At 50.8% G+C, this 10,984-nt stretch carries 8 protein-coding genes and 1 pseudogene; 1 reads left to right on the top strand and 8 read right to left on the bottom strand.

The annotated features are described in order from the left end of the window. A pseudogene (locus AC4IFB_RS17575) lies at window positions 1-242 on the top strand (BCCT family transporter); the annotation flags it as partial. Between the two features lie 312 nt (window positions 243-554). Here AC4IFB_RS17575 and AC4IFB_RS17570 read toward each other — a convergent pair. From AC4IFB_RS17570 to AC4IFB_RS17535, 8 genes are all read right to left on the bottom strand, one after another. Beyond that, entirely contained in the window at window positions 555-1,838 is a 1,284-nt protein-coding gene (locus AC4IFB_RS17570; protein WP_490780871.1) for a HEAT repeat domain-containing protein, read from the bottom strand. Next, window positions 1,835-2,866: a hypothetical protein gene (locus AC4IFB_RS17565; protein ID WP_490780870.1), complete on the bottom strand. Its 1,032-nt coding sequence runs from the start codon at window positions 2,864-2,866 to the stop codon at window positions 1,835-1,837. The genes AC4IFB_RS17570 and AC4IFB_RS17565 overlap by 4 nt, the downstream gene beginning before the upstream one ends. Continuing rightward, entirely contained in the window at window positions 2,866-3,774 is a 909-nt protein-coding gene (locus tag AC4IFB_RS17560) for a beta propeller repeat protein (protein ID WP_490780869.1), read from the bottom strand. The genes AC4IFB_RS17565 and AC4IFB_RS17560 overlap by 1 nt, the downstream gene beginning before the upstream one ends. A 106-nt stretch (window positions 3,775-3,880) precedes the next feature. After that, a complete protein-coding gene (locus tag AC4IFB_RS17555) occupies window positions 3,881-5,548 on the bottom strand; it encodes a PAAR-like domain-containing protein (protein ID WP_490780868.1) in 1,668 nt (555 codons plus the stop codon). Further along, the gene (locus AC4IFB_RS17550) at window positions 5,548-6,678 is read right to left on the bottom strand and encodes a DUF2169 family type VI secretion system accessory protein (protein WP_490780867.1); all 1,131 of its coding nucleotides are present in this window, start codon (window positions 6,676-6,678) and stop codon (window positions 5,548-5,550) included. Before AC4IFB_RS17550 ends, AC4IFB_RS17555 begins: the two co-directional genes overlap by 1 nt. 2 nt (window positions 6,679-6,680) lie before the next feature. Further along, window positions 6,681-7,148: a DUF6484 domain-containing protein gene (locus tag AC4IFB_RS17545; RefSeq protein ID WP_490780866.1), complete on the bottom strand. Its 468-nt coding sequence runs from the start codon at window positions 7,146-7,148 to the stop codon at window positions 6,681-6,683. A 99-nt stretch (window positions 7,149-7,247) separates the two neighbouring features. Next, window positions 7,248-9,416, bottom strand: a complete 2,169-nt coding sequence (locus AC4IFB_RS17540) for a type VI secretion system Vgr family protein (protein WP_490780865.1) — start codon at window positions 9,414-9,416, stop codon at window positions 7,248-7,250. A gap of 1,432 nt (window positions 9,417-10,848) precedes the next feature. After that, the gene (locus tag AC4IFB_RS17535) at window positions 10,849-10,983 is read right to left on the bottom strand and encodes a hypothetical protein (protein WP_490780864.1); all 135 of its coding nucleotides are present in this window, start codon (window positions 10,981-10,983) and stop codon (window positions 10,849-10,851) included. Between the last annotated feature and the right edge of the window lies 1 nt (window position 10,984).

Below are 10,984 nucleotides of genomic sequence, written 5' to 3'. Positions count from 1 at the left end.
ATGCCAAGCAGGCCTTCGACGGCTCCAAAGCCTGGTCCATCGACAACTTCGATTGGCTGTTTCTGGTCGCTGGGAATATCTTCGTCATCTTCTGCTTGATGTTGATTGTTCTGCCTGTAGGCCGCATCCGACTCGGTGGCATCGATGCCAAGCCTGAGTTCTCAACGGTTTCCTGGTTGGCCATGTTATTCGCTGCCGGCATGGGCATAGGCCTGATGTTCTGGAGCGTGGCGGAACCGGTCCCCGAGAGGGGATCGCAACCAAACCGAGAATGACATGGCGGAATAAGTTGTAGCCAAAAATCCCTATAAGATATTCGGTGAGCATCATACTTTTATCTGGAGCCTCCAATGTCGCCGTTACTGTACGTCCAACATGGGCATGAACTAATGAGGTGAGAGTTCTCTGAAAGATGGTCACCATCCTTAGTGAATTAAAAGCAATTAGATGATTCCTACTTGCGAATGGTTAGGGTCAGGCCGTGAGGAGTGGTTTGGAGGAAGCGAGACGTAAAACTGTGAGCTGATGAACCAGAACATCACATGATGCGCATTTCAAACGGTAGCTGTCCAGAATTTCTCTGCTTCCTGCAGCCATACAGGCCAACCGGTTTCTCGCCAGGGATAGCCATGGCGTACCCTGAGATAGAGCGCAGCAAGCTGGCGTTGGTGTTGGTTACCGCTGGTGAGCACGATTCGAAGGTTAACTTCATTAATCGTCAGTCCGGCCAGATAGGTCTCGCCCTGTACAAAATGGTCTTGCTGGCGATGCCACCAATCGCTAACGGCGTCCGGGCAGGGATAGGGTAGATCATCCTCCCAGTCGCTGATGAAGGGATCGATCTTGCGGCGCTGACTGAGTGTTGCTTCATTGTTATTGCAGGGAATGCAGTCCGATGATCCAGTGGCATCCAGGCCTTGATCTTCGAGATCGGCCCCGGTAAGCAGTGTAAATGCCTCTCCCGCAGCGCGACAGGTGTCATCATCAACCATGGCGGGGAAGAGTTTGCTCACTGCTTCTGGCAACCCTGCGATGGCGACAGCGAAAAGTTTGGCTCGCGTTGGCGCATTGTTCTGGGCCCAAAGACTTTCAAGCCATTTTCTTTTTTGCCGCGTCTCAGTGGTTTGAAGAAAGAGCAGTGTCACGGCTTTAAGCATGTGAGTGTTGCTGGCAAGACTGAAGGGGATCAGTGCTGATATACCTTGCTTATCACCCAGTAAGGTTCCGGCACGGGCGGCGGCAAATCTGATATCGGGCTCGGTATGGTCATAGTGCTGTTGTACGAAGGTCAGCTGTTCTTTGTGGCCGTTTTCACCAAACCAGTCGAGCAATCGAATGCGTACCAGCGGGGCTTCGTCATCCAGGTAAGTCTGTATGATTTCGGGGCTGAATTCGTGATCAATCGCACCCATGATCCTGATTGCAGCTTGTCTCGCCAGTGGTGATGGGTGTCGGATCAAGCGCTGTAACCAAACAACGAGCGCCTCGGCAGAGGTCATATCCCACAAGCAGGCATCGACGATCTCTCTACAATGAGTTGTCTCCTCTTCATCAAGTAGATTCAGGGCACTATCGAACAAGTCCGGGCGGTCATAGCGCTTGCCCAACAGGGCCAGCAGAAAACAGACGCCCCAGTCGCGTTTATCAAACCAGCTTTCCACCGGTTCACCATTGCTCAGTGCGATGCCAAGGGCATCGATCTGTGCTTCTAAGTGCCCAGCCTGCTCGGCAAAATCGGCTAGCCGATATCGGGCATGCTGCTTGGCATTGTCATACTGGAACCAAGTATAGGGAGCATCTTTAGCGATCTGACGGGAGATTAACCGATGATAGGTCATATCGGTGTTATCCTTTCGAGAATAAAGGCTGCACGCTGACTATCGTCATTGCTCAATTCACACAGCACCCGTTCTCCGGGCGCGTAGTTTTTTTTAAAGGCATAGTGTGCCATAACCACCATGGCAGCACCCACGACCGCGCCCACTTCTCCAATATGATCCGCTGGGTGCCATAGGGGCCAGGATTCGCGTTTGTCTTCCATTACTCGGGTACCCGCCAAGGAGGTCTCCTGGAAGAAATAGCTTTCGCCATTGGCACTGGAGAGGCGGAAGTCTGTATCGCATACCCTGACAGCAGCTCCTGCAGCGGCTTCTTGGATTGCCCGAGTCAAGCCTCGCCCCATCAAGACCTCGTCGGAATCGACCGTCACCTCCTCGCATCCGAACCCAATACCTCGAATACAAGTCTGGATCTCACCACGTACTGGCCTGCTCAGTAAAAGCGCGACAGCCGCTTCCCCAGGAATAAAACCATCCGGCATATCTTCATCCAGCAACCTGGCAATATCCCCATAGTTCTCGTATCGCGCAATGCGTTGAACATCCAGCAACGAATCCACAGCCACAATCAAACAGTAGGGTTGGCCCTCATTCAGTTTCTGCTGGGCAACCTTAAAAGCCGAAGCGACGGAACAACGGCCGCCATATGCAAACAGTGGCTGTGATGAAAGACGGTGCTCTCCAATCCTTGAGTAGAGAAAGTTATAAAAGTCCTCTTCAAATATCTCATCAGGAATCTCATCAACTTGAGGCAGACAAAATAGCGTGGCAAGTTCGGCAGGCAGCTTGGGGTGGCTTTCGAGCACCTGCTCAATCACCAACTCCGCCATTTCGGCAAATCGCTCGCCCCCCAAGCTCTCCAGTTCATCAATCTGAGCACCCAGGTAGGGCTCATTTGTGTTTTGAGAGTAAAACTCTGTGGGCAGCACATTGCTATAGCCGCAACGCATAACAGCAGCATTAGCTTCTGCACCATAGCCCAGGGATGAGACCATACCCAATCCCGCAATAGAGATGGTTGCCTTCATCACTGACCACCCACTTCGAAGGGAATAACAGTCTCAAACCGTTCTCCGTCAAACAGGGCAACCTCCAGCTTGGAGCCCGCCAGCATCAGCTCATCGGTGACATCGATGCAACTCCAGTCCACCGGCCTGCCTTCCATCTCATTGAGTTTGGATTTTCGAAACTTGCCATCCTTGATCTCATAGAGTGTTGAGCCATAACCCATATAGACCCGGTCTTTGAACCAGACCATGTCACTGAACTTCACATCTTCGAGACCCGACGTCTCCTTACCGTAACGGATGATCTTCCAGTGGTTGCCCCTGCCCACCACAAAGCTCTCTACACCTGTGCTCAGGTAGACCAGGCCATCGTCACCACAGCAAACACCATAGATGTCCGCATTGGTTGGTATGGCAATCTGTTTCCAGATTTTGCCATCCCAGTGCCAGACATCGCCGTAATATCCCGCTGCATAAATATCATTTTCAGAGAAACCATCAATGTCATGGAAACCCAATTTCGATCCATCCTTTTCAGCGAAATAATCAGGTAGCCCGTTGTTTAAGAGCGTCCATTTATCAGGGGCATCTCTTCGATATGCAATTCTCCCTATCTCTACAGCGTACATTTTGCCGTCAATAACTTTGGCATTTCCAACAGACAGCGTCTTTGTTCCGGGATAGGGGGGAATGTCTTGTTCTGCAACGTATTCGCCCCTATCCCTGTCGAGAACCTCTGAGGTTCGAAGAACCCTCCCCCAGTAACTGACAAAAATCCACTTATTAGCTGGCTCAGTTGTCCACCCGCCATACAATCGAGTCTCTAGTGGGTTCCCTGGATTCGACCAGTTTTCGATATTCGTGTAATCACTCCCTGCAAACTGTATTACTTTTAAGTTTCTTAACTCAAATGGGTCCGGTATTTTCATCGGTTCTTCTGTAATGAAAATAAAATTATTCCTATCTTTGATGTGACAAGATGTCATGAAATAATTCTTGAAAAATTGCTTTTGTATCGACATTGATTTCACCATTTTATCTTGTCATGTTTCCGCCTTTCCCATCCACCGGCCTGACCCTAAAATCAAGATTATCATTACACTTATCTTTGAAGTAATCGCGCAACTGAGCTTCAATGCAACCGGTTTTCTTTGATTTTTTCTTGCTCCTCGAGCAACCCGAGCGCCTGAAAGCTTTAGCATGAGCCTTTTCAGCATCTTTGATGACTTGATCGAGTGTCATGTTATTTTGTTCATGGGAGTGCCTGAATAGGTTGGCACTCTTATCATGCACTTTCTTATGCGTACATTCATTCTGTGTTAGCCCCTCAGCGCATACTGTCGGTGCTGAACCATAGGTATAACCAGGGCAATTAGCCTTACCACTGCTATCCTTGGTATTACGTTGTGTACTCGATTTGTCGCCTGCTTCACTTTCCGGTATCTGTAGCATGCTGTTGGGGATCATGTGGTGGGGCGTTTGGCCTGGGCAGCAGCCTTCCTTGCTCGCCAGACTACGATCCTTACTGTAGGGTGTCAGGTTGCATTTTCGCGCAGCGATACAGGGACTATCCTTGGCCATTTTTTTCTGTTTCTTCAAGAACTCTTTTTTGTCCATTTCCCCATTTTTGATCTTTTCCAGCATCTTGATATCGCTCTTGAGCACCTCGATGCTCTCCTGGATTTGGCCACTCAGATTTCTCAATCCATCCACCAACTGTGGAAGCGTTGTCTCTAGGGTTTTTCGAAAATCGCTGAGGTTCCCAACCCCTTGGACCGCATCATACAAACTATCTAATTGACCAACGACAGGTATCTTTTTTAAAGCGATTTTTTTCGCACCTTTACCAAACACGGCGCCGACTATCTCGTCCGCCCATTTTGAGAGTCCATCGACACCCAGGTTGTCAATGAATTCACCGAAAAGCCTGGGTATTTCATCTTTGATATTGGTTAGTTTTTCTACCTGCTCGTTGAGCTTGTCGACCATCTCACCCGCTTTATCAAACCCGCAGGAGTTGATCAGGAGGGCGCCTCGGCAATGCTCTTGTTTCCAGTTACGAAAATCTTTGAGTTTTTTTCCAACTTTTTCTTTGAACAGGCTGATCGCATTGCCCTTCTTTTTTCTCCTTTCTTCAACTTTTTTCTTTTTTTTCTTGTCGCGACACGAGCCGCTACCGCACATCTCTTTAGCCTCGCATTTGCTGATCTTTCTGCCGCATTTTTTTTCCATACGCTCACAGTCTTCAGCGCACTCCTTCGGTGGTTTTTTATTGGCTTTGTCTGTGTAGTACCAGAAAGCGGTGTTACCTGGTTTGGAACCATGGTTGTGGGTCATGAGATCGGTATGACGGCAGACGTTAAAGCCCTCGATCTTGACGTTCATAGACCAGCTCGCAAAGTATGCTTTGCTCTTTTTGACGCCAGTGAAAAAACCTTTGCCATAAGCCGCCGCTTCGTTACCTTCGCTGGTTTTGAAGAAGGATTTATCTTTGAGCATGACCGGCTTACTTCCAATAAAGACTGTTTTGGAGGCGTTTGAAGTATCCCTGGCGTAGGCGGTGTTGGCGAAGGGGAGGACGATCGGCCCAGCGCTGGGGCCTGGATTAGTCCAGCAAGGGTCTGGAAAGGCGACCGCCGATTTGCCGTCGACCGACTTGCAGGCGATGGAGAGTCCGTTGGCGAAGACAGTTGCAGTTGCCATTAGGTTACTTCCTCCTGTTCTGTGGCATGCGCTCGACGGTAGCCATCAGCGTGTGCGCCGAGTGTTTTGAGATCCCAATAGGGTTTTTCCATAATCCGTGCGCGTTCCGATCCCTTGCTGGATCGCCCGACAATCAGGGTGTCGATTTCGTGGATCGTTCGTTTCAGTCCGATCCGTGCTCGCCAGGTCAGTGTGAATCGTCCTGCCTGTGGGTCGATAATCAGGGTGTCGATCAACGGGTTGAGGTTGTGGCGCTCCCCCCCGCGCAGAATAGCCTGCATCGGCACGGCTTGTTTCGGGATGGTGAAGGTGGTGTGTCCTTCGGTGGTCAGGTTGTAGAGGATGACCTCTTCTCCGCCTCGCAGGTAGTCGGTTTGCTGATCCTCTGGCGCGCACTGGTAGTAGCGTTCGTCGAAGTCCTCGGGGAGCAGTGGCCGCCGTTCATCCCTCCAGACTTTGTCGTAGGTGCCCCCATAGCCGCTGCGTGGGGTCCAGTTTCGGCCAATGGCGCCAAAGGCCAGTGCCGGAAATCTATCCGAAGGGCGCCTCAGGGTATGTTTAATCGGTTCGATATTCGGTGGGGATTGTTCAACAAGTCGTGATTTTTTGATGCGACGGAAGAAACCTCGACCCACGGGATTATCCGTGACGGTATCCCGCTCGCCATCGCGCCTGCCTTCGTCGCTGCCTCCCCAGGCGTTTTCGTAGGTGATCGGCAGGCGGGTAAAGGGCTCTGGTTTACTCGGTGTCCAGGTGACCACCCCGTTATCCCAGAAGCGTGGTCCGACAACCCGCATGCCTTTGAGAATATCGTTGAGTTTAACTGCCACATCCACTGATGTCGCTGGTTCTCCCCCCGGTGCCAAGGCATGAGCATTGACAAGAATGACATCGCAGCGTGCTTTGAGGGGAGCGTAGTCATTCTCGACCAGAGGCGAGCTTTCACCGGGTGTGCCAGTAAAGCTGTCACTTTCAAAGATAGGGACTTGTTGGACGGCAAGGCGCGCTACCCTGCCCGCTGCAGGGATGTCGTAGGTCGCTTTAGCTACGACTACCACGCAACGGCGACCGTTTTTCAGCAGGCCTGGCGCATAACCCGCTTCCAGTCGGGTAGCGTTGAAGAGTTCCAATTTCAGTTGACCTTGACTGATGCGCCTTTGATTCGGTAAGGGCCGTAGGCTTGGTTGTCTATCTGTATGCCCTGAACCATAATCCGTCCATCTTCATACAACTCGATGCGTGAGGCGCCACACTGCAATATCAGCGCGTCATCCGCCTGGATGATCTGGTAACCCTGACGGTTTGCCTGGCCATCGTATAGCAAGCCCATTATCACAGGCTTGTCCGGATCACCTGCCTCGAAGAGTAAGGTGCAGCAGTGGCCTATCGCTTCAGTGGTAAGCGGTATCTGGGACAGCGCCTGCAGGGGTTGGTTATCTTGCTTGCGTTCCCAGGTGACCAGAGGTGTGCCATCTGTTGTAATGCCAGCGATTTGCCCGATAGTGACGCTGGCCTGGAGTGGCTTAGCCCCGAGCTGTTTTGATTCGCCAGCCTCATCACGGTATGTCTGTATCGGCCAGGGTTTAATGGTTTGGTTCATGTAAATTCCTCTTGATGGTATTTGTCTTTATGGGGAAGAAGAGCATCTCAATCCACAGTCAATTCATGCCAGGAATTCAGGTTTACCTCGTGTGTCGTGTTAATTATTTTGCAGAATGTTCTGTCCCTTCATGACAATGTCCTGCTTTGCCTTGAGGTTGATCTCGCCGTCGCCCATGACGGAGATATCAACCCCTTTGAGGCTGATCGTGCCATCGGACTTCATGCTCAGAACCGATTTGCCCACGGTGATGGTCAACTCATCCGCGACGGTTATCGAGTAGGTGCTGCCGACGTTGGTGGATTTGGATTGGCCTACCTGTTCCGCCGCCATCATGCCGACGGTGGTGTTTTTTGCACCACCCACAGAGACCTGATAACCCAGTCCAATCGAGAGGGCTTTGGCCAGGGCGATACTTTCACTTTTGGCCTTGCCAACGGTTACCGACTGGTTGCCGCCGACACTGACACTTTCGTTTTTGCCGACAGTCTCGCTTCTGTTTTTTCCAATGGAGATGGTTTCATTCTTGCCGACCGTCTCTGTGCGGTTGCTGCCAATCGAAATCGTTTCATCCTTCCCCACATCCTCGGTGCGATTGACACCGATGGAGATTTTTTCGTTTTTATCGACCCGTTCGGTGCGGTTGTTGTGAACGGTGATGGTCTCATCGTTATCCACCGTCTCGGTGCGGTCATGACCGACCCAGTGGGACTCATCGTTCTCGACTTCGATACGCTGGTCTTTCTCAGCGTGGAGCCAGACCTCCTCTTCACCCATTTTGTCTTCAAAGCGCAGGGCATTGGCGTTGGCCCCTGAGCCGCCTTTGCTGGAGCGGCTGAGGATACCCGACTGGGTCTGGTTGGCCGGTAGTGACCAGGGGGGCATCTGCTCGGCGTTGTAGACGCGGCCGGTGATGATCGGGCGGTCGGGATCGCCATCAAGAAATTCGACAATCACCTCCTGACCGATACGGGGCACATGCATCGCACCCCAGTTCTTGCCTGCCCAGACCTGGGAGACACGCACCCAGCAGGAGCTGTTCTCATTGAGTTCGCCGTAGCGATCCCAGTGGAACTGTACCTTGACCCGGCCATACTCATCGGAGTAGATCTCTTCACCCGCAGGGCCGACCACCACAGCGGTCTGGGGGCCTTCCACCATCGGCTTGGGGGTATGGCGGCTGGTGCGAAAACTGACCTTGCTCTCGATACAGGCGAAATCGCAGTGGTAGGTCTCGGACTCTCCCCCTGCGGTGGCGGAGCGGTAGTTGTCGGCCTGCATCTGGTAGGCGGCCTGGGTGACCAGATATTCGCGGTTCTGGTCGCCACGGGGATGATCCTTGAGGTTGAACAGACCGCCGACACTGAGGTGGCGGACATCACACTCACCCTGGAGCTGTTCATGAGTCGCCTGCAGCGCTTCGATACGGCTGCGGGCGTATTGGTCACCGTCGCCGTGCTGTTCGTAGGTGCCGGGGTAGTCGAAGATCTCGTAGTCACCATAGGGGTGGCTGCGGGGCATCGAGGCGATGGCGAGCAGATCCGCCTTGGGTTTTTTAAAGTCGTAGTCGGTGTGGGCGTAACGTCCTGAGCGCACCCCTTTGCTGATGCGCCAGTTGCTGACGATCTCCTGGGCGCGTTGACCACCGAGGCCGGGGCGGGGCTGAAAGGGGAGCACAGGGCTACCGCCGCTCAGCGGGGTATGGGAGGCGTAGTTGTCGCACAATACCAGGGTATGTTTGCCGGCTTTATGGGTGAAGAAGTAGTAGATGCCTTCCTCTTCCATCAAACGGCTGATGAAGTTGAAGTCGGTCTCTCTAAACTGGACACAATACTCACGCACCCGGTAGCTGTTGCTCAGTCGCAGTTCAAAGTCGCTAAAACCGTTGTCGCTGAAGATCGCCTGGATGATGGTCGGGGTGTCGAGGTTCTGGTAAATACGGCAGTCGCTGGTACGGGTGAGGAACCAGACCCAGGGGTGGAGTATCGCCTGGTAGTGGAAGAGGTCGCCGATAATCCCGACTTGAATGAACTCGGTGACGAAGGCGTTGAAAATCCGAATGCCGCCATCGATGTAATCGAGTTCGAGATCGACCCGTTTGCCGAGCAGGTCGTCGAGGGCGAGGGAGTCATCCTCGCTCAACAGGTCGGCGCGGCATTCAAACAGACGCCCCAGCTCTTCATGGAGATGGAGGCTGTCGACCAGCAGTTTATCGGGTCCCAAGGGGGTATTGATGCGTATCTGGCGCTTGGCTTGTTGCAGACTCATCGTGAACTTTCCCCAGTTTAGAGAGTGAATCTTAATGAACTGCGGGAAGTTGGACTGGGCTTTGGAAAAGCATCCTTGCCTGTTTTTAAGAACTTTCCACGTTGTTCTTTAGATTACTGCGTTTAGTTGAATAACAGCTTTCCTCAAAGTTGATGCATATTTTCAACCGATAATACCATCGATATTTGGTTATTAGTACTCTGTCATGCAGCTTATGTTCAGGGGTTCATGTTGAGAGTATGTGGCTCGGAACCCGAGGCAGAACCGCTGAAATTTCAAATCGTTGTTTGATTACAATTTGATATAAAAACTCACCGAGTTATCTTTCATTTTATGAACAATGTAATCCGATAGACCCCCAATGGTGGTAAATTAAGCAACAACCAGTAAATTACAAACTACATTTGTAATGCATCCAGTAACGCCTACTATTGCGTTTATTGACTTTTCTAGGGTATGAATGACTTGGGCGAACCCGCTCTTTGAATTTTGTTAATAGCCGCACTAACTCATCTTGAAAGTGCGATAACAGGTTCCCCTGTTATCTTCCAGATTGTTACCTGGAATTGTTTCATTTTTTGCGACACCCTGGGCCAGGTTTATCTGTTCTGTCGTTTCGTTTTTATTTAGATTATTTTCTAAATAACGATGCCCAGATATGACCAGAGCTGCAGTAAGATTACCCGCCGAATTTTGGTGTCTCTGGTATTTGCAGTTGAACTGTATCACTCTTTTCATGATCAATTATGTAATCAGGATATTATTCCTCTTTCGTCGAGATTTTTTACACAATATTTTTTATTAATAAAATTTACTCATAAATCCAGTGGTTTATGAATCAGCATGTATGTTGCCATAGTACTAACTTATACAAGCCTATGGCTCTGATTTTCGGGCTTGCTGTGTAAACTCAATGCATACTTATATCGATGCGCCTGCGTGTCAGCAGAAGCTAAGAACCAAAAGCCAGTTCGTTTTGTAGAGGGTGACGCGCGAGATGAGATCGCGCTGTACGCCTCTGGATATTCCATTATCATATTGTCTACCTGTTTTATAACATCAGAGGGCAGAGTTCGAGAGCTCCCATAGCACGAATCAGCTCGAAAAGAACATCTGGGGTCGTGACATAAGAAAATGAGGGGTCAGAGTCGAGAGTTTCCATAGCGCGTATCACCTCGAAAAAAAGCTAGCACATTTCTCTAGCAGTTCAATACGTTTTTGATTCGACTCCGACCCCGACCCCGGAGTTAATGAGTGGTGAAGGATAGTGTAACTGTCATGCAACTCCTTGATCATTTTGTTGCTGTTTTTTCCAATCCCGTTTCAGCAGTGGTTCGAGTTGTTCAAACTGCGGTACAGGCTCTAGGTGTTTATTCTGCAACCAGGCATCTAACAGTTTATTGATCTCCTTCTCAGAGAGTGGCCTGCTTATTTACTGCAGAAACTCCTGGATCATCTCCTGTTTGACCCGATCGTCTATGACAATGAGATTCTCCTCAACACTGTCCTTCGGTAGTAGATCGTTTACCATAAACACCAACAGACCGATGCCGATGAAATGAATCATA

Source organism: Candidatus Thiodiazotropha sp. AKIB8 (assembly GCF_058244675.1).
Note: the sequence above shows the minus strand (reverse complement) of the source record. Positions and strands in the feature narration are given on the sequence as shown.